Below are 16,451 nucleotides of genomic sequence, written 5' to 3'. Positions count from 1 at the left end.
GCCCCGCCGATCAGACCGCCAGGGCGGCCCGGACCTCCCGCTCCGCCGTGACACCCCCGTCGCCGTGCGAGGTGACCCGGCCGGACTCCAGCACGTGGTAACGGTCCGCCACCCGCAACGCGAAACCCAGGTGCTGCTCGACGAGGAGCACACTGAACCCGGCCTGCCGGGTCAACTCGACGATCCGCTCCTGGATCTCCGCGACCACCGACGGCTGGATGCCCTCGGTCGGCTCGTCGAGCATCAACAGCCGGGGCCGGGTGATCAGGGCACGGGCGATGGCCAACTGCTGACGCTGACCGCCGGAGAGCAGCCCGGCCCGACGCCGCAGCAGCGGGCGCAGCGCCGGGAACAGATCCAGCACCTCCGCCGTGGCCACCGCCCCGTCGCGCCGGCCGTCGGCGACCAACCGCAGGTTCTCCGCGGCGGTCAGGTGCGGGAAGCACTGCTGGCCCTGCGGGACGTACGCCATCCCCCGCGCCACCCGCTCGTGCGGCCCGGCGCGGGTGACGTCCGCACCGTCCAACTCGACGGTGCCGGCGCTCGGACGCAGCAGGCCGGCCGCGACCCGCAGCAGTGTGCTCTTGCCGGCGCCGTTGTGCCCGAGCACCGCGGCCACCCCGTCGGGCGGGACGGCCAGGTCGACCCCGTGCAGCACCCGAGAACGCCCGTACCCGGCGTGCACCCCGCGCAGCGTCAGCATCATGCCTCCCGGCCGGTGCGGGCCGACCCGGCGTCGACCGGGTGGCCAAGGTAGACCTCCTGCACGCGCGGGTCCGCCTGGACCTGCGCCACGGTGCCCTCGCTGAGCACCCGCCCGGCGTGCAGCACCGTGACGCTGCGCGCGAACCGGCGCAGGAAGTCCATGTCGTGCTCGATCACGACGACAGTGCGGTCCCGGCTCACCGTCTCCAACAGGGCGCCGGTGGCGTCGCGTTCCTCGTGGCTCATGCCGGCGACCGGTTCGTCCAGCAGCAACAGCCGGGCGTCCTGCACCAGCAGCATGCCGATCTCCAGCCACTGCTTCTGGCCGTGCGCGAGGGTCCCGGCGAGATGCCCGGCGCGCCCGGCCAGCCCGATGGTCTCCAGCGCCGCGGCCACCTCGTCGGGGACACCACGGCGACGCCGGGCCAGCGTCGCCCAGCTGCGCCGGGCCCCGGCGGCGATGTCGAGGTTCTGCAACACCGACAGCTCCTCGAAGACCGTCGAGGTCTGGAACGTCCGCCCGATGCCGAGCCGGCTGATCCGGTGCACCGGGCGACCCAGCAGCTCCTCGGCACCGAAGCGGACCGAGCCGGTGGCCCGGACCAGGCCGGTGATCGCGTCGACCAGTGTGGTCTTGCCGGCCCCGTTCGGCCCGATCAGGAACCTGATGTCCCCGGCGGGCACCTCCAGGCTGACCCCGTCGACGGCGGTGAAACCGTCGAAGCTGACCCGCACGTCGCGGACGGACAACCCGTCCAACCGTTCCCCGCTCGTGCCGTGCAGGCCGGGCATGCGCTCACGGCCCTCGCTGCGCTCGGTGCGTTCACTCATGCCGTGCCGGTCGGGCATGCGCTCACGGCCCTCGCTGCGCTCGGTGCGTTCACTCATGCCGTGCCGGTCGGGCATGCGCTCACGGCCCTCGCTGCGCTCGGTGCGTTCACTCATGCCGCAGGCACCTCCGTCCGTTCGGCGCGTCGTCGGGCCGCCGGCAACCACCCGCGCCGCACCGGCCGCGCGCCGACGTCACGGCGGCGAGCCAGCGCCCACAGCGACGCCAGGCCGCCGGGAAGGAACGCCACCACCACCACGAAGAGCAACCCCTGCAGGTACGTCCAGGTGCCCGGGAACCGCTCGGAGAGGGCGGTCCGCGCCCAGGCCACCGCCACCGCGCCGAGCACCGGCCCGAGCAGTGTGGCCCGGCCACCCACAGCGACGCCGATGACGAACTCGATCGACGGGACGATGCCGATCAGCGCGGGCGAGATGATGCCCACCGCCGGCACGAACAGCGCACCGGCCAGCCCGGCCATGCCGGCCGCGACCACGTACGCCACCAGCTTGACCGACGCCGGGTCGTAGCCCAGGAAGCGGACCCGTTCCTCACCGTCGCGGACCGCCACCAGCAGCTCGCCGTAGCGGCTGTGGATGAGCTGCCGGGTCAGCGCGAGCAACGCCAGCAGCGTGCCGGCGATGATGAAGTACACCATCCGCTGGTTGACCGGGTCGTCCAGGTCGTAGCCGAAGAAGCCCTTGATGTCGGTGAGCCCGTTGGTGCCGCCGGTGGTGCCCTGCTGACCGATCAGCAGGATCACCATCGCGGCGGCGAGCGCCTGGCTGAGGATGGCGAAGTACGCGCCGCGCACCCGGCGGCGGAACACCAGTGAGCCGAGCCCGAAGGCGACAGCCATCGGCAGCAGCACCGTGGCGGGCAGCGCGAACCACGGGCTGGCGAACGGCCGCCACCACAGCGGCAGCTCGTCGAGCTGCCCGTACAGCTGCATGAAGTCGGGCATCCCACCCGGGCCCGCGTCGGCGAGCTTGAGGTGCATGGCCATCGCGTAGCCGCCCAGGCCGAAGAAGACGCCCTGGCCCAGGGTGAGCATCCCACCCCGGCCCCAGGCGATCCCGATGCCGACCGCGACCATGGCGACGCAGAGGTACTTGGCGAGCAGCGCCAGCCGGAAGTCCGACAGCACCAGCGGGGCGACGGCGAAGAGCAGCGCCGCGCCGAAGGCGAATCCGGCCGCCGTCCGCAGCCGCGAGCGCCGTCCCGGCGGGTTCGGTGGTGCGGCGCCGGCGGGGGCCGGTGCGACGGCGGTGCTGGGCGGCGCGGGGGTGACGGCGGTCATGCGAGGCTCCTGGTCCGCAGCGTGAACAGGCCCTGTGGTCGCCACTGGAGGAACGCGACGATCGCCACGAACACGATCACCTTGGCGACGCTGAGGGTGGTCAGGTACTCCCCGGTGGCCTGGAGCACACCGAGGGCGAAGGCGACCATCACACTGCCCTTGAGCTGGCCGATCCCGCCGACCACGACGACCAGGAAGGCGTCGATGATCAGGTTGGTGCCCATGGTCGGGCCGATCGGGCCGAGCAGGGTGAGCGCCACCCCGGCCACCCCGGCCAGGCCGGAGCCGAGGAAGAAGGTGGTCCGGTCGACCCGGGAGGTGGCGATGCCGGACACGGCGGCGAGGTCGCGGTTCTGCACCACCGCGCGGATCCGACGCCCGAGCGGGGTGAGTCGCAGCGCCAGTGTGAGCGCCGCGACGGCGGCCAACGCCAGGGCCAGGATGAACAGCCGGTTGTTGGCGATGGTCAGCCCGCCGGGCAGCGCCACGTTGCCGGTGAGCAGTTCGGGCGCGCGGGTCTGCACGTTCGGGCTGCCGAAGACGTCGCGGGCCAGCTGCTGCAGCATCAGTGACACCCCCCAGGTGACCAGCAGGGTGTCCAGCGGTCGGGCGTAGAGCCGGCGGATGAGCAGCACCTCCAGCAGGACACCCATGGCGCCGGCGACCACGAACGCCACCGGCAGCGCGACCACCAGCGACAGGCCGGCGCCGGTGATGCTCTGCTGCAGGACGTAGGTGGTGTACGCGCCGGCCATGATGAACTCACCGTGCGCCATGTTGATCACGTTCATCTGGCCGAAGGTCAGCGCGAGGCCGAGCGCGATGAGCAGCAGCACCGCGCCGATGCTGATGCCGGTGAAGAGTTGACCGAAGAGGACTGTCACGGTGGGTACTCCGTACTGCTGGTCGGGTGGCCCGGGCGGGGCGCCGCGCGGCCCGCCCGGGCCGGCGTCGTCAGCTCAGGCCGCTCGCCCACGGGTAGGTCTTGAGGTACGGATCCGGCGCGACCGGCTTGCCGGAGTTCCACACCTCGGTGATCAGACCGTCCGCGCCGATCTTGCCGATCCGGGCGGTCTTGGCGATGTGCTGCGTCTTGCCGTCGACGGTGACCAGACCCTCCGGCGCGTCGAAGGTGATGCCGTCCGAGGCGGAACGGACCTTCTCCACGTCGAAGGCGCCGGCCTTCTCGACCATCGCCTTCCACAGGTGGACCCCGACGTACGCGGCCTCCATCGGGTCACTGGTCGGTTTGTCCGCGCCGTACTTCGCCTTGTACGCGGCCACGAACTTCGAGTTCGCCGCGCCCGGGGTGGTCTGGTAGTAGTTCCAGGCCGTCAGTTGGCCCTCCAGGTACTGGGTGCCGATGCTCTTGACCTCTTCCTCGGCGATCGACACCGACACCACCGGCATGGCGGCGGCGGTCAGCCCCGCGGACTTGTATTCCTTGAAGAAGGCCACATTGCTGTCACCGTTGAGCGTGTTGAACACCGCGTCCGCGCCGGACGATTTGACCTTGTTGACGATGGTGCCGAACTCGGTGGAGCCCAGCGGCGCGTAATCCTCGCCCAGCACGGCCATCCCGTTCGCGGTCGCGTACGCCTTGATGATTTTGTTCGCGGTACGGGGAAACACGTAGTCGCTGCCGACCAGATAGACCGACTTCGCGCCCTGCGCCTTGAGGTAGTCGAGCCCCGGAACGATCTGCTGATTGGTCGTCGCTCCGGTGTAGAAGATGTAGGGCGACTGCTCCAGACCCTCGTACTGCACGGGGTAGAACAGCAACGCCTTGTTCTTCTCGAACACCGGTTTGACGGCCTTGCGGCTGGCCGAGGTCCAACAGCCGAAGACGGCGGCCACCCGGTCCTCGGAGATGAGCTTCTCGGCCTTCTCGGCGAAGGTGGGCCAGTCGGAGGCGCCGTCCTCACCGACCGGCTGGATCTTCTTGCCGAGGACACCGCCGGCCGCGTTGATCTCCTCGACGGCGAGCATGATGGCGTCGCGAACGGTGACCTCGCTGATCGCCATGGTGCCGGAGAGCGAGTTGAGCAGGCCCACCTTGACGGTGTCGCCGGAGACGTCGGCGCTGACGCCGGTGGCGCCGCCCTCGTCGGTGGTCTTGCTGCCGCACGCGGTCATCGCGGCCGCGGCGACCACTGTCATGGCACCCGCCAGGATGCGGCGGCCCCGGAATAATGACATCTACTCTCCCTGCGGTGCACTCAGGTGACGTTAAGGACGGTCGGTGCGGTCCGATGGAGCTGACGTGGGCGATGCCGAGGTCGACGGGTGGACGCCGTGCGGGGCACCGGATCGGATATGGGCAGGGAAAGCGTCGACCGGCATGATTGCGCGGGTGTTTCCCGGTCCTTAATTGACTGTTTCCGAGGGGCCCGTCAGGCGCGCACGAAAAACGGCCGACACCGTGGGGAGGAAACGGTGTCGGCCGTTGGGAAAGACGCGAGATAAGTGCCACCACAATGGTGGGCAGAAGAATCAGCCGACGGTGGGCGCACAATGGTGACAGCTGACCGCCCGGCCAGATACTTCACGCAGGAAGCATCTTAGGACGGGATCGGGTGGCGCTGTCAAGGGCCTGGTCGGCCGATTCCCGGCGCCCGGTTCAGAGTTGGGCGAGCACTGTGAAGTCCAACCCGTCCGCCTCGGCCAGGTAGATGCGCTGACGCACATGCCGCTGACGCAGCCGCAGCCGTCCACGCGGCCCGTGGTAGGCGACCGTGTCGGCGGCCGTCTCGATGGCCCGCACGTCGAGGGTGCGGGCCTGACCGATCAGCGCGGCGAGCAGCATGACACCCTCGTAACAGGACTCCCCCAGGCTGCCCAGCGGTGGCGCCTCCACCCCGAAACGCCTGGCGAACTCGCCGTGGAAGTCGAGGTTCTCCGGGGTCACCAGCCCGGCGAAGAAGCCGGCCGTGCTGTACAACCTCCGGGTCGCGCCGGCACCGCTGGCCAGCAGCATGTTCTCGTCCATCAGGGTGCTCAGCCGCAGGCAGCGCTGATCCAGGCCGGATCGGGCGAACGCGCGGTTGAACCGCACCGCGTCGGCACCGACCAGCAGCATCAACACCGCGTCCGCGTCACTGTGCTCGATGCGGCGCAACACCTCGGTGAAGTCGTGCGCGTCCAACGGCAGGAAGTGCCGGCCCACCACCTGCCCTCCGCCGCGCAGCGCGTACCGCTGGGCCGCCCGCGAGGTACGACGCGGCCAGACGTAGTCGTTGCCCACCACGAACCAGCGACGCACCCCCTGCTCCCCGGCGAGCAGCCGCATCGCGGGCCACAGTTGGGCATCCGGTGTCTCGCTGGTCAGGAAGACCCCTTCGGTACGCTCACCGCCCTCGTAGAGTGCGGTGTAGACGTACGGCACCCGGTGCGCCACGCGGGGCGCCAACGCCTGGCGCACCGAGGAGATGTGCCACCCGGTCACCCCCTGCACGGCCCCCACCGACACCAACGCCTCGACCTCGGCAGCCACCTCGGCCGGCGGTGCGCCACCGTCGACCGGCACCAGCCGCACCTCCCGGCCCAGCACGCCACCACACCGGTTGATCTCCTCCACCGCGAGTTGCGCGCAGAGCTCGCAGGTGGGGCCGAACATGCCGGCCGGCCCGCGCATCGGGTAGACCAGCGCGATGCTGACCACGGCACGGTCGACGGTCAGCCACGGCGGTGCCGGCGCGGACATGAGCACATGATTGCCCGGCCCCCGACGGAAGACCAGCGCTCACCACTGGCCGGGACGACTCGCTACCATGACACTGCCACCGGACCAGGGAGTTTCATGTCAGACGTGCCCGGGGCGCCAGCCGACCTGCTGCGCTCGCTCACCCGCGCCGAACGGCTGCTCTCCCGCCGGTTGGGCGCTGTGCTGGCCGACGACGGGCTGAGCATCGAGGCCTGGCGGGTGCTCTGCCTGCTCTCCGACGGCCAGGGTCACCCGATGAGCGAGGTGTCCGCCGAGGCGTCGCTGCCGCCGGGCACCCTCACCAAGCTGGTCGACCAGCTCGTCGACCGCAATCTCGTCTTCCGCCGGATCGATCCGGTCGACCGCCGTCGGATCCGGGCGTACCTGAGCGATCGAGGCCGCCGCGAGCACGCCCGCCTGGACGAGCGGGTCCGCGCGAGCCTCGCCGAGTTGGGAGTGCCGCACGCCGCCGACCTGGCGAGCCAGCTCGACGACCTGATCGGCCGTCTCGCCCCGGCTCCACAGCGGGAGCACGTTCACGCGTCCGGCCGCCACCGCTGACCTCTGGCCGGCGCACCGACCAACCCTGGGCGAGCCGCCCGTCTCGCCCTGCTCCCGACGCGAACGCCACCCCGCCGCGAGCGTGATGTCTGTGAGTCATCACGATGACTCACAGACATCACGCTCTCCGCAGTGTCCGCTTCCGAAACGGCCGGGGCGCCAGGAGGACCGACAGGGCTTCCTAGCCAGTGAGCTGGGCGCGCAGGGTGTGCGCGTCGGGGGCGGTGGCGGTCCAGAGCGTCGCCGGTCCGCCGGCCAACGGCAGCCGGGCGACACCGCTCTCGACCGTCGGCGGGTCGACGGGTCGCGACGGGTCGACCACCAGCAGCGACCCGGTGGCCGGGGCGCCGCCGAGCACCGCCGGGCCGGCCCAGCCCGGCGCGTGCGGTCCCACCGCGAGGGACTGGCGCAGCAGTGGTCGACCCGCGTAGTCCACGTGGGTGTGCACCACGGCGCCGCCGGGCGTCTCGCCGTACCGGCCGCAGATCAGCTCGTCGCGCCAGCGCAGGCTCGCACCGGCTGCCAGCTCGACTCGGGACTCGGCGAGATGCGCGCAGCCGGCCGCCGCGACCAGCTGTTCCGGAAGCCAGTGCAGCGTGGCACCGGCGTGTACCACCGCCCGCACCGCCATCCGGGACACGGCACCCGAGCGGCCCGGCAGGGCGATGGACGCGGCGACGCTGTGCACCCGGACCGCCGCTCCCGGGCCCACCTCGATCTCCAGGCGCAGATCGTCGCCCGCGAGCGGTCCGGCCGCCCCGCCGACGAGGTGCACAGTGGCGACACCACCGTCGGTCGGGGTCTGGCGCAGCAGCAACGGCGTTTCGCCGCGCAGCTCGACCACTGCTGTGCCGCCCCGATCGTCGGCCCGGGCGACGAGCCGGGCGAGTGCTCGCATCAGGCCGGGCCGACCGGCGCGGTGAGCGGGTGCAGGTCGGCGTGGTGGGCCAGCTCGTGCCGGATCCACTCCGCAACCGCTGACGCCGTGGGATCTCCCACGATGGACAGGAAGAGGGTCGGGAGGTCGCCGCGCCGGGCTCGCGCGTCACGGTCCATGACCGCGAGGTCGGCACCCACCAGCGGTGCCAGGTCGGTCTTGTTGATCACGAGGAGGTCGGCGGCGGTGACCCCCGGCCCACCCTTGCGGGGCACCTTGTCCCCGCCCGCCACGTCGACCACGAAGATCTGCCGGTCGACGAGCCCTCGACTGAAGGTCGCGGTCAGGTTGTCCCCACCGCTCTCCACGAGGACCAGGTCCAACGGGCCGACCGTCTCGGCCAGTTCGTCGACGGCGTCCAGGTTGGCGCCGATGTCGTCGCGGATCGCCGTGTGCGGGCAGCAGCCGGTCTCCACCGCCCGGATCCGGGCGGGGTCCAGCACCCCGGCCCGCCGGAGGAAATCGGCGTCCTCGGTCGTGTAGATGTCGTTTGTCACCACGCCGAGCCGCAACTCGTCGGCGAAGGCCCGGCAGAGGGCGGCCACCAGGGCCGTCTTGCCGGAACCGACCGGGCCGCCGATGCCGACCCGCAGGGCACGGCCGGCGCGCGCCAACGGCGGGTGGGGGTCCACCCCCGGCTCCGGGTGGGTGTGCGGAACGGTCTCGTCGTGGGGTGGGGCGGCCGGCGGCGTGGTCGGGTCGACGGCGGGCACAGCGTTCGGCACAACGGTGTCAGGACGCAAAGAGACGCACCTCCCAGGTGGCATGGATTTCGGCATGGATGTCGGCGAGTGGAGCGGCGGCGGCCGGCAGCCGCTCCGGTGGGCCGTCGGCGGCCCGTGCCGCGTCGGCAGCGGTGCCGTCGCAGGCGTCGGCCAGACCGACCAGCAGGGCCTGGACCCGGTACGGGTCGAGGCCGAGCAGACGTACGCCGGCACTGGCCGCCCCGGTGACCGTCCCGTACGCGGCGATCGTGGCGGTCTCGACGCGGGACAGCCCGGCCGCGGCGCAGAGCAGACCCAGCACCAGCGGTTGGTGTGCGCCACCGGGCGTCGCGGGCAGATCCGCGAACGGGGCGTCCGGCCAGATGGCCCGGCCGGCCCGCAGCAGAGCCCGGCCCTGTCGGCGCGAGACCGCCCGCAGCGCCGGTGCTGCGGTACGCGCGTCCAGCTCCGCGTCGAGCCGGGCCAGCGCCTGCGACCTGACGGCGGGTCCAGTCAGGACACCCGAGCGGGTTGGGTGCGCCGAGCCGACGGTCTCGGGCACCGCCGTCCGGTGCGCGGCGGCCGCGAACGCGGCGCCGACCAGACCGGCGGTGGCCAACCGTCCGGCCAGGAACGCCTCCAACGTGACCAGGTCGGTGACCCGGCCGGCGGCGACGGCCGCCTCCAGACCACCGGAGTGCGCGTGCGCCCCCGCCGGGAACCGCCCGTCGGCCAACAGCAACAGCAGGCTCGGCGTCGCCATCAGAACAGGAAGTACCGCTGGGCCATCGGCAGCCGGGTCACCGGGTCCGGCTCCACCACCTGCCCGTCGATCCGCACGGTGAAGGTGTCCGGGTCCACCTCGATGCGCGGCATCGCGTTGTTCTCCGGCAGGTCGGCCTTGCCCCGCGACCGCACGTCGCTCACCGGCACCACCCGGCGGCGTACGTCCAGGCGGAGCCCGGCGTCCACTGCCGCCGGAGCCACGAAGGCCAGGCTGGTAGCGGCCGCCGCCGCGCCGTACGCCCCGAACATCGGCCGGGGCAGCATCGGCTGGGGTGTCGGGATCGAGGCGTTCGCGTCACCCATCTGGGCGTACGCGATCATGCCGCCCTTGAGCACCAGGTGCGGTCGGACGCCGAAGAACGCCGGGTCCCAGAGCACCAGGTCGGCGAGCTTGCCCGGCTCGACCGAGCCGATCTCCCGTTCCAGCCCGTTGGCCATCGCCGCGCAGATCGTGTACTTCGCCACGTACCGTCGGGCTCGGTGATTGTCGGCGGCCCCGTCACCCGGCAGCGCGCCGACCCGGTCCTTCATCACGTGGGCGCTCTGCCAGGTCCGCGTGATCACTTCGCCGACCCGGCCCATCGCCTGCGCGTCGGAACCGATGATCGAGATCGCGCCGAGGTCGTGCAGCAGGTCCTCGGCGGCCATCGTGGATGGTCGGATCCGGCTCTCGGCGAAGGCCAGGTCCTCCGGCACGGACGGGTTGAGATGGTGGCAGACCATCAACATGTCCAGGTGCTCGGCCAGGGTGTTCGCGGTGTACGGCCGGGTCGGGTTGGTCGACGACGGCAACACGTTCGGCTCGCTGGCCACGGTGATGATGTCCGGCGCGTGCCCGCCACCGGCGCCCTCGGTGTGGTACGAGTGGATCGCCCGTCCACCGATCGCCCGCAGGGTGTCGGCGACGAACCCGGCCTCGTTGAGCGTGTCGGTGTGGATCGACACCTGCACCCCGGACGCGTCCGCCACCCGCAGGCACGCGTCGATCGCCGCCGGTGTGGTGCCCCAGTCCTCGTGCAGCTTGAAACCACCCGCACCGGCCCGCAACTGTTCCCACAGCGCCTCGTCGGAGACGGTGTTGCCCTTGCCGAGCAGCAGCACGTTGACCGGCATCGTGTCCAGCGCCTCGTGCATCCGGGCCAGGTGCCAGGCGTTCGGGGTGACAGTTGTCGCGCGGGTCCCCTCGGCCGGCCCGGTGCCGCCGCCGACCAGCGTGGTGACGCCGCTGGCCAGCGCCTCGGTGACGATCTGCGGGCAGATGAAGTGCACGTGGGTGTCGACAGCGCCGGCGGTGAGGATCCGCCCGTTGCCCGCGATCACCTCTGTCGACGGGCCGATGACCAGGTCGGGGTGCACGCCGGGCATGGTGTCCGGGTTGCCGGCCCGACCGAGCGCCACGATGCGCCCGTCGCGCAGCCCCACGTCGGCCTTGACCACGCCCCAGTGGTCGAGCACCACAGCGCCGGTGATGACGGTGTCCAGGGCCCCCTCGGCGCGGGTGGCCCGGGACTGCCCCATCGACTCGCGGATCACCTTCCCGCCGCCGAACACCGCCTCGTCGCCGCCCACGCAGTGGTCGGTCTCCACCTCGATCAGCAGGTTCGTGTCGGCCAGCCGGATCCGGTCACCGGTCGTCGGCCCGTACAGGTCGATGTAGCGCTCCCGCCGCACGGCGCTCACTGCGGCGACCCGTCGGCCGTCGGGGTGTCGAGCGGTCCGGCGCACTCGCCCCGCAGGCCGGGCACGACGCGCGCGCCTCCCAGCGGGACGAGGTCGACGCTGCGGCTGATGCCCGGTTCGAACCGGACCGAGGTGCCGGCCGGCACGGCGAGGCGCTGCCCCCACGCCGCGCCCCTGTCGAACGACAGCGCCGGGTTGGCCTCGGCGAAGTGGTAGTGCGAGCCGACCTGCACCGGGCGGTCGGCGGTGTTGACCACGAGCAGTGTGGTCACCGGGCGACCCACGTTGATCTCGACCGGGTCGGTCGCCGGCAGGATCTCCCCGGGGATCACGGGATCGGGTGGTGCACCGTCACCAACTTGGTGCCGTCCGGGAACGTCGCTTCCACCTGCACCTCCCTCAGCAACTCGGGGATGCCGTCCTGGACGTCGTCGCGGCCGAGCACCGCCCGGCCGGCCGACATCAGGTCGACCACCGACCGCCCGTCGCGGGCCCCTTCGAGGAGGAACGCGGTGATCACCGCGACGGCTTCGGGATAGTTGAGGCGCAGGCCGCGTTCGCGGCGGGCGCGGGCGACATCGGCCGCGACGTGGACGAGCAGGCGGTCCTGCTCGTGCGGGCTGAGGAACACGGGGCTCTCCCGGTGGGTCGGCGTGCCCCGGCTCGCCGTCGGCTCCACGCGGAGCCACCCCGGGTGGACCCGGGGACGAGCTGGGAGTCACACGACCGCCGGGGCACCGCCGCCGGGGCGACCCGGGACTCCACCATCCCGGCCCGCACGACGGGCAACCGGCGGTGTCGGGTCGGATGCGGACCGCACCGCCCACCGCTGAGCCGACCGTAGAGGATCGCCACCGACCGGGGCAACAGCCCACCGGATCACACCGGACGCCGACGCGTATTCCCGTGAAGGGGTCGGCAGGGCATGATCGCCGGATGACGGCGACGAGGGGTACGCGGGCACTGCTCGGTGTTCTGTTCCTGGCGGCGGCCACGATCGGGGCGTGGATCCTGTGGCTGGGCTGGGACACCCGGTACACGGTCGACGCGCAGACCGGCGCGAGCAGCGGCCCGTACGAGCCGTGGCAGGTGATCGGCTGTGTGTTGACGCTCGTCCTGCTGGCCGGGCTTGCCGGGACGCGGCTCAGCCCGTGGCTGGTGGCGCCGGTGATGACCGTGGCGTTCACAGCGGTCTGGTCGTGGCGGGCCGCCGGGACCGACGACAGCGGGCTGTGGGTGGTAGGCGGAATTCTGGTGCTGGTCGGGATGGCGGTCGGCAGCACGCTGGTGAGCCTCGCCGGGCGGCGGATCGGCCGACGGATGGCCCGCCGACCCGCCTAGCCGCGGCGGCGGTGCCGTCGGCCGGGTCAGCGAGCCCCGACGGGTTCCGGCGCGGGCGAGCCGGCGAACGGGATGTCGACGTGGCTCGCCGCGCTCCGCGCGCCGTCGGGGTGCCGCCACAGCCCGCGGTCGCGCAGGATCGGCAGCACCCCCTCGCCGAACCAGTACGCCTCCTCCAGGTGGGGATAGCCGGAGAGGATGAACTCGTCGATGCCGAGCGCGTGGTACTCGGCGATCCGATCAGCGACTTCGGCATGGCTGCCCACCAGCGCGGTACCGGCCCCGCCACGGACCAGCCCGACCCCCGCCCACAGATTGGGGGCGACCTCCAGCCCGTCGCGGGAGCCACCGTGCAGGTCGAGCATCCGGCGCTGCCCCTCGGACTCGCTGCGGCGCAGCCCGTCCTGGACCGCCCGGATGTCGGCCTCGGCGATGCCGTCGAGCAGGCGACGGGCCTGCGCCCACGCCTCGTCGGCGGTGTCGCGGGCGATGACGTGCAGCCGGATGCCGAAGCGCAGTTCCCGCCCGACGGCGGCGGCCAGCGACCGGACCCGGTGCAGCTTCTCGGCGACCTGGGCCGGCGGCTCGCCCCAGGTGAGGTAGACGTCGCTGTGCCGTACCGCCACCGGGAGGGCTGCGGCCGACGAGCCGCCGAAGTAGACCGGCGGGGCCGGGTCGGGCAACCGGTGCAGCCGCGCCTGCTCGACGCGCAGGTGGCTGCCCGCGTGGTCCACCGTCTCCCCCCGCCACAGCGCGCGGACGACGTGCAGGAACTCGTCGGCCCGCGCGTACCGGGCGTCCTTGTCCAGGAAGTCGCCGTAGGCCCGCTGCTCCGATGACTCGCCGCCGGTGACCACGTTGAGCAGCAGGCGGCCCCGGGACAGCCGCTGGAACGTGGAGGCCATCTGGGCGGCGAGGGTGGGTGAGGTCAGGCCGGGCCGGAAGGCCACCAGGAACCTGAGGCGTTCGGTGACCTCGGTGAGCATCGCCGTGGACAGCCAGGCGTCCTCGCACCATGCGCCGGTGGGGGTGAGCGCGCCGACGAAGCCGAGTTGCTCGGCGCTGCGGGCGATCTGTCCGAGGTACGCCACGCTGGCCGGGCGGGCGCCTCCGGCGGCACCGGTCGGTACGCCGTGCCCGCCGCCGACGATGTCGCGGCTGTCGCCGTTGGTGGGCAGGAACCAGTGGAAGGTGAGGGTCATCGCGGCTCTTTCCGTGAGCGGGGGCGGTCGGCGCACGCGGTGACGCGAGCACCTCCTGAGGGGTGGGACGATCCCGCCGACAGCCTACCCATAAAACCTATCGGGTTAGTAGGCTACCGCCCACGATCCCCCACGCCGGTCGATGCGGCCCGGCGCACCTGCCCGACCCAAGGAGCCGCCATGCGCACCCCCTCGACGCCTCATCCCCCGCGTCACCGCCTGCTGACAGCCGCGTTCACCGCGCTGGTCCTGCTCGCCACGGCCGCCGTGAGCGCCTGCGGCGGGTCGGCCGACGCCGGAGACGAGGCGGGCAAGCTGCGAATCGGCTACCAGCGCTTCGGAGGGCTGAGCCTGGTCAAGGCGCGCGGCGAGACCCCGGGCGTCGAGTGGTCGCTGTTCGAGAGCGGGCCGGCCCTCACCGAGGCGCTCAAGGCCGGGTCGATCGACATCGGACAGGTCGGCGAGGCCCCACCCGTCTTCGCCGCCGCCGGCAAGATCCCGTTCTCCATCATCGGCACCTCGGCTCCGATCCCGCAGGGCGAGGCGGTGCTGGTCAAGGCCGACAGCGGCTACCGCAGCTTCGCCGACCTCAAGGGCCGGACGATCGCCCTCAACAAGGGCTCCAACGTGCACTGGCTGCTGGTCCGGCTGCTGGAGGCCAACAAGATGACGTTGAAGGACATCAAGGTCAAGTACCTCAAGCCGGCCGAGGGACGACCCGCGTTCGACAGCGGACAGGTCGACGCCTGGGTCATCTGGGACCCGTACTTCGCGCTGGCCGAGCAGCCGGGCGTCCGGGTGCTCGCCGACGCGACAGGCCTGGCCAGCAACCGCGAGTACGTCCTGGCCGCGCCCCAGGCGCTCGACAAGCGCTCGGACGACATCCGGGCGTTCCTGCAGCGCTACCGCGAGGTGACCGACTGGGGCATCGCGAACCCGCAGGAGCGGGCCCGCACGCTGGCGCCGGAGCTGAAGATCCCGGAGGACGTCACCAGCCGCGCTCTCGACCGCAGCGCCAAGCCACTCGCCCCGGTCACCCCGGCCATCGGCGACGAACTCCAGGCGATCACCGACAGCTTCATCGCGCTGGACCTCATTCCGGGGCCCGTCGACATCAGGAGCCGGGTGGACGACCGCTTCAGCGCGGTGTTCCAGTGAGCCGTACACAGCTGTTGGAAACGCCGACCGAAGCCGTGGCCGTCGCGCCGGCCGACCCCCGGCGCCCCCGCTCGACGCGGCGGTGGCGGCGGCTGGTCAGCCCGGTCGTGCTGGTGCTGGGCTGGGAACTGGCCGCCCGGACCGGGGTGCTCGCACCGGAGAAGCTGCCCGCGCCCAGCGCCGTCCTCGCCACCGGCTGGCGACTGAGCCGGGACGGGACGCTCGCCGTCCACCTCGTGGACTCCCTCACCCGGGCCGCAGCGGGGCTGTTCATCGGCGGCGTTCTGGCGCTGGTCCTGGGCACCGTGGCCGGGCTACTGCGACTCGGCGACGACCTGGTCGATCCGCCGGTGCAGATGGCCCGGATGTTGCCACACCTCGGGCTGGTGCCGTTGCTGATCATCTGGGTCGGCATCGGCGAGTCGCTGAAGATCAGCCTGGTGGCGCTGGGCGCGTTCTTCCCCATCTACTTCAACACCTACGCCGGCATCCGCGACATCGACGAACGACTGGTCGAGGTCGCCCGCACCTGCGGGCTGGGCCAGGCCGCCCGCCTGCGCCACGTGGTGCTGCCCGGCGCGCTGCCGTCGCTCTTCCTCGGCCTGCGGCTGGCGATCGGGGCGGCCTGGCTCAGCCTGGTCGTCGGCGAGCAGGTCAACGCCCAGACCGGGATCGGCTTTCTGATGATGGAGGCGCGGGAGTTCAGCCAGACCGACGTGGTGGTGCTCGGCCTGCTCGTCTACGCCCTGCTCGGGCTGATATCCGACAGTGCGTTGCGGGTCCTGGAGAGGAGGATGTTGACATGGCGTCGCGGACTGCGGGCCACCTGAACGGCGCCGAGCCGGTGCTGACCGCCCACGCGGTGCGCCGGGCGTTCGGCCCGACCGTCGTGCTGACCGGGGTCGACCTGAGCATCGCCCGCGGTGAGGTCGTCGCCCTGCTCGGCGGCAGCGGTTCCGGCAAGAGCACACTCCTGCGGATTCTCGCCGGGTTGGACGGCGACGCCAGCGGGACGATCGTCGTGCACGGCACCGCCGCCGTGGTCTTCCAGGAACACCGGTTGCTGCCGTGGAAACGGGTGGCGGACAACGTGCGGCTCGGGCTGTCCGGTGTGGACGCTCCAGGGCGTGTCCGGCGGGCGCTGGCCGAGGTCGGTCTCGCCGAGCGGCACCGCGCCTGGCCGGCCGAGTTGTCCGGCGGGCAGGCGCAGCGGGTGGCCGTGGCGCGGGCCCTGGTCCGCGAACCGGACCTGCTGCTGCTCGACGAGCCGTTCGGCGCGCTGGACGCGCTGACCCGGCTGCGGATGCAGATCCTGCTGCGCCGGCTGCGCGCCGAGCACGGTTTCGCCGCCCTGCTGGTCACCCACGACGTGGAGGAGGCGTTGCTGCTCGCCGACCGGATCCTGCTCCTCGACGAGGGTCGCATCGCCGCGGACCTGCCCGTCGACCTCGGTGCAACCCGTACCCCGGACGACCCGGCCTTCGGCGCGCTGCGCCGCCACCTGCTCGACCGACTTGGCGTCCCCACCACCTGATGAGCGGAGCT

The 16,451-nt window shown here is 72.3% G+C and carries 18 protein-coding genes; 5 read left to right on the top strand and 13 right to left on the bottom strand.

Annotated elements, in window-relative coordinates:
* Nucleotides 1-10: 10 nt before the first annotated feature.
* From urtE to KBX26_RS20790, 6 genes are all read right to left on the bottom strand, one after another.
* Nucleotides 11-703 carry an urea ABC transporter ATP-binding subunit UrtE gene (gene urtE / locus KBX26_RS20815; RefSeq protein WP_210862972.1) on the bottom strand — a complete coding sequence of 231 codons (693 nt, stop codon included), beginning with the start codon at nt 701-703 and terminating at the stop codon, nt 11-13.
* Nucleotides 703-1,650: an urea ABC transporter ATP-binding protein UrtD gene (gene urtD, locus KBX26_RS20810; RefSeq protein ID WP_247680895.1), complete on the bottom strand. Its 948-nt coding sequence runs from the start codon at nt 1,648-1,650 to the stop codon at nt 703-705. Before urtD ends, urtE begins: the two co-directional genes overlap by 1 nt.
* Nucleotides 1,647-2,834 (bottom strand): urea ABC transporter permease subunit UrtC, encoded by a 1,188-nt coding sequence (urtC, locus tag KBX26_RS20805; RefSeq protein ID WP_030335464.1) that lies wholly within the window; start codon nt 2,832-2,834, stop codon nt 1,647-1,649. Before urtC ends, urtD begins: the two co-directional genes overlap by 4 nt.
* Nucleotides 2,831-3,718, bottom strand: coding sequence for an urea ABC transporter permease subunit UrtB (gene urtB, locus KBX26_RS20800; RefSeq protein WP_030335462.1), 888 nt, complete (start codon nt 3,716-3,718; stop codon nt 2,831-2,833). Before urtB ends, urtC begins: the two co-directional genes overlap by 4 nt.
* A gap of 70 nt (nt 3,719-3,788) precedes the next feature.
* Nucleotides 3,789-5,033, bottom strand: coding sequence for an urea ABC transporter substrate-binding protein (urtA, locus tag KBX26_RS20795; protein WP_030335461.1), 1,245 nt, complete (start codon nt 5,031-5,033; stop codon nt 3,789-3,791).
* Between the two features lie 421 nt (nt 5,034-5,454).
* Nucleotides 5,455-6,537 (bottom strand): substrate-binding domain-containing protein, encoded by a 1,083-nt coding sequence (locus KBX26_RS20790; RefSeq protein ID WP_030335459.1) that lies wholly within the window; start codon nt 6,535-6,537, stop codon nt 5,455-5,457.
* A gap of 96 nt (nt 6,538-6,633) precedes the next feature.
* Between KBX26_RS20790 and KBX26_RS20785 the strand changes: the two genes are divergently transcribed.
* On the top strand, nt 6,634-7,098 hold the full coding sequence (locus KBX26_RS20785; protein ID WP_030335457.1) for a MarR family winged helix-turn-helix transcriptional regulator: 465 nt from the start codon (nt 6,634-6,636) through the stop codon (nt 7,096-7,098).
* Between the two features lie 181 nt (nt 7,099-7,279).
* Here KBX26_RS20785 and KBX26_RS20780 read toward each other — a convergent pair whose 3' ends face one another.
* Genes KBX26_RS20780 through KBX26_RS20755 form a run of 6 tightly spaced genes read right to left on the bottom strand, consistent with a single transcriptional unit; the run spans nt 7,280 to nt 11,836 of the window.
* Nucleotides 7,280-7,996 carry an urease accessory protein UreD gene (locus tag KBX26_RS20780; protein WP_036412142.1) on the bottom strand — a complete coding sequence of 239 codons (717 nt, stop codon included), beginning with the start codon at nt 7,994-7,996 and terminating at the stop codon, nt 7,280-7,282.
* Nucleotides 7,996-8,778 (bottom strand): urease accessory protein UreG, encoded by a 783-nt coding sequence (ureG, locus tag KBX26_RS20775; RefSeq protein WP_245233715.1) that lies wholly within the window; start codon nt 8,776-8,778, stop codon nt 7,996-7,998. Before ureG ends, KBX26_RS20780 begins: the two co-directional genes overlap by 1 nt.
* Nucleotides 8,768-9,502, bottom strand: a complete 735-nt coding sequence (locus tag KBX26_RS20770) for an urease accessory protein UreF (protein ID WP_030335450.1) — start codon at nt 9,500-9,502, stop codon at nt 8,768-8,770. Before KBX26_RS20770 ends, ureG begins: the two co-directional genes overlap by 11 nt.
* Complete coding sequence (locus tag KBX26_RS20765) at nt 9,502-11,205, bottom strand: urease subunit alpha (RefSeq protein ID WP_030335448.1); 1,704 nt, start codon at nt 11,203-11,205, stop codon at nt 9,502-9,504. The genes KBX26_RS20770 and KBX26_RS20765 overlap by 1 nt, the downstream gene beginning before the upstream one ends.
* The gene (locus KBX26_RS20760) at nt 11,202-11,537 is read right to left on the bottom strand and encodes an urease subunit beta (RefSeq protein ID WP_210862386.1); all 336 of its coding nucleotides are present in this window, start codon (nt 11,535-11,537) and stop codon (nt 11,202-11,204) included. The genes KBX26_RS20765 and KBX26_RS20760 overlap by 4 nt, the downstream gene beginning before the upstream one ends.
* Entirely contained in the window at nt 11,534-11,836 is a 303-nt protein-coding gene (locus tag KBX26_RS20755; protein ID WP_030335444.1) for an urease subunit gamma, read from the bottom strand. The genes KBX26_RS20760 and KBX26_RS20755 overlap by 4 nt, the downstream gene beginning before the upstream one ends.
* A gap of 305 nt (nt 11,837-12,141) precedes the next feature.
* Here KBX26_RS20755 and KBX26_RS20750 point away from each other — a divergent pair, with 305 nt between their 5' ends.
* Nucleotides 12,142-12,546: a hypothetical protein gene (locus KBX26_RS20750; RefSeq protein ID WP_210862384.1), complete on the top strand. Its 405-nt coding sequence runs from the start codon at nt 12,142-12,144 to the stop codon at nt 12,544-12,546.
* 26 nt (nt 12,547-12,572) lie between these two features.
* Here KBX26_RS20750 and KBX26_RS20745 read toward each other — a convergent pair whose 3' ends face one another.
* Nucleotides 12,573-13,748 (bottom strand): LLM class flavin-dependent oxidoreductase, encoded by a 1,176-nt coding sequence (locus tag KBX26_RS20745; RefSeq protein WP_210866206.1) that lies wholly within the window; start codon nt 13,746-13,748, stop codon nt 12,573-12,575.
* Between the two features lie 180 nt (nt 13,749-13,928).
* Here KBX26_RS20745 and KBX26_RS20740 point away from each other — a divergent pair, with 180 nt between their 5' ends.
* Genes KBX26_RS20740 through KBX26_RS20730 form a run of 3 tightly spaced genes read left to right on the top strand, consistent with a single transcriptional unit; the run spans nt 13,929 to nt 16,440 of the window.
* Nucleotides 13,929-14,906, top strand: a complete 978-nt coding sequence (locus tag KBX26_RS20740; RefSeq protein WP_030335438.1) for an aliphatic sulfonate ABC transporter substrate-binding protein — start codon at nt 13,929-13,931, stop codon at nt 14,904-14,906.
* The gene (locus tag KBX26_RS20735) at nt 14,903-15,736 is read left to right on the top strand and encodes an ABC transporter permease (RefSeq protein WP_210866205.1); all 834 of its coding nucleotides are present in this window, start codon (nt 14,903-14,905) and stop codon (nt 15,734-15,736) included. The genes KBX26_RS20740 and KBX26_RS20735 overlap by 4 nt, the downstream gene beginning before the upstream one ends.
* Nucleotides 15,709-16,440, top strand: a complete 732-nt coding sequence (locus KBX26_RS20730) for an ABC transporter ATP-binding protein (protein ID WP_030335434.1) — start codon at nt 15,709-15,711, stop codon at nt 16,438-16,440. Before KBX26_RS20735 ends, KBX26_RS20730 begins: the two co-directional genes overlap by 28 nt.
* The last annotated feature ends 11 nt before the right edge of the window (nt 16,441-16,451 follow it).

Source organism: Micromonospora sp. C97 (genome assembly GCF_018070385.1).
GTDB lineage: Bacteria > Actinomycetota > Actinomycetes > Mycobacteriales > Micromonosporaceae > Micromonospora > Micromonospora parva.
The sequence above is the reverse complement of the archived record's forward strand: the minus strand, read 5'-3'. Positions and strand labels throughout refer to the sequence as shown.

Excerpts from the sequence above, each read along its gene's own strand:
- KBX26_RS20770 (WP_030335450.1), bottom strand. The coding sequence starts at position 9,502 with ATGGCGACGCCGAGCCTGCTGTTGCTGTTGGCCGACGGGCGGTTCCCG.
- urtE (WP_210862972.1), bottom strand. The coding sequence starts at position 703 with ATGCTGACGCTGCGCGGGGTGCACGCCGGGTACGGGCGTTCTCGGGTG.
- urtC (WP_030335464.1), bottom strand. The coding sequence starts at position 2,834 with ATGACCGCCGTCACCCCCGCGCCGCCCAGCACCGCCGTCGCACCGGCC.
- urtD (WP_247680895.1), bottom strand. The coding sequence starts at position 1,650 with ATGAGTGAACGCACCGAGCGCAGCGAGGGCCGTGAGCGCATGCCCGAC.
- KBX26_RS20740 (WP_030335438.1), top strand. The coding sequence starts at position 13,929 with ATGCGCACCCCCTCGACGCCTCATCCCCCGCGTCACCGCCTGCTGACA.
- KBX26_RS20750 (WP_210862384.1), top strand. The coding sequence starts at position 12,142 with ATGACGGCGACGAGGGGTACGCGGGCACTGCTCGGTGTTCTGTTCCTG.
- KBX26_RS20790 (WP_030335459.1), bottom strand. The coding sequence starts at position 6,537 with ATGTCCGCGCCGGCACCGCCGTGGCTGACCGTCGACCGTGCCGTGGTC.
- KBX26_RS20785 (WP_030335457.1), top strand. The coding sequence starts at position 6,634 with ATGTCAGACGTGCCCGGGGCGCCAGCCGACCTGCTGCGCTCGCTCACC.
- KBX26_RS20780 (WP_036412142.1), bottom strand. The coding sequence starts at position 7,996 with ATGCGAGCACTCGCCCGGCTCGTCGCCCGGGCCGACGATCGGGGCGGC.
- KBX26_RS20730 (WP_030335434.1), top strand. The coding sequence starts at position 15,709 with ATGGCGTCGCGGACTGCGGGCCACCTGAACGGCGCCGAGCCGGTGCTG.
- KBX26_RS20745 (WP_210866206.1), bottom strand. The coding sequence starts at position 13,748 with ATGACCCTCACCTTCCACTGGTTCCTGCCCACCAACGGCGACAGCCGC.
- urtA (WP_030335461.1), bottom strand. The coding sequence starts at position 5,033 with ATGTCATTATTCCGGGGCCGCCGCATCCTGGCGGGTGCCATGACAGTG.